This window comes from Bacillus cereus group sp. BceL220 (assembly GCF_051776965.1).
GTDB lineage: Bacteria > Bacillota > Bacilli > Bacillales > Bacillaceae_G > Bacillus_A > Bacillus_A cereus.
The window spans coordinates 1-674 of the sequence record NZ_JBPWBC010000051.1; the positions used below are offsets into that span (position 1 = coordinate 1).

The window sequence follows — 674 nt, forward strand, 5'->3', positions numbered from 1 at the left end:
TGATGGCAGAGAGGTCACACCCGTTCCCATACCGAACACGGAAGTTAAGCTCTCTAGCGCCGATGGTAGTTGGGACCTTGTCCCTGTGAGAGTAGGACGTTGCCAGGCAAAATGGAGGATTAGCTCAGCTGGGAGAGCACCTGCCTTACAAGCAGGGGGTCGGCGGTTCGATCCCGTCATCCTCCACCATATATGTCGGAGGGGTAGCGAAGTGGCTAAACGCGGCGGACTGTAAATCCGCTCCTTCGGGTTCGGCAGTTCGAATCTGCCCCCCTCCACCATTCTTAATTAATGGGCTATAGCCAAGCGGTAAGGCAACGGACTTTGACTCCGTCATGCGCTGGTTCGAATCCAGCTAGCCCAGCCATTAAGAGCCATTAGCTCAGTTGGTAGAGCATCTGACTTTTAATCAGAGGGTCGAAGGTTCGAATCCTTCATGGCTCACCATTTTTAATAAAACATGCGGGTGTGGCGGAATTGGCAGACGCACTAGACTTAGGATCTAGCGCCTTTGGCGTGGGGGTTCGACTCCCTTCACCCGCACTTTTAATAAAATAACTCATACATGTCTTGCGGAAGTAGTTCAGTGGTAGAATACAACCTTGCCAAGGTTGGGGTCGCGGGTTCGAATCCCGTCTTCCGCTCCAATTTTCAATATGACATGCCGGGGTGGC

6 tRNA genes and 1 rRNA gene are annotated in these 674 nt (G+C 52.5%); all 7 read left to right on the plus strand.

The annotated features are described in order from the left end of the window. A 5S ribosomal RNA gene (gene rrf / locus ACS2FK_RS30405) occupies nucleotides 1-108 on the plus strand; the annotation flags it as partial. A 5-nt stretch (nucleotides 109-113) separates the two neighbouring features. Then, nucleotides 114-189: transfer RNA gene (locus ACS2FK_RS30410), tRNA-Val, on the plus strand. Nucleotides 190-197: 8 nt separating this feature from the next. Continuing rightward, nucleotides 198-281, plus strand: a tRNA-Tyr gene (locus ACS2FK_RS30415). Between the two features lie 11 nt (nucleotides 282-292). Beyond that, a tRNA-Gln gene (locus ACS2FK_RS30420) sits at nucleotides 293-367 on the plus strand. 4 nt (nucleotides 368-371) lie between these two features. After that, nucleotides 372-447 (plus strand) — tRNA-Lys (locus ACS2FK_RS30425). Nucleotides 448-462: 15 nt separating this feature from the next. Next, nucleotides 463-543: transfer RNA gene (locus ACS2FK_RS30430), tRNA-Leu, on the plus strand. A gap of 29 nt (nucleotides 544-572) precedes the next feature. Beyond that, nucleotides 573-647 (plus strand) — tRNA-Gly (locus ACS2FK_RS30435). The last annotated feature ends 27 nt before the right edge of the window (nucleotides 648-674 follow it).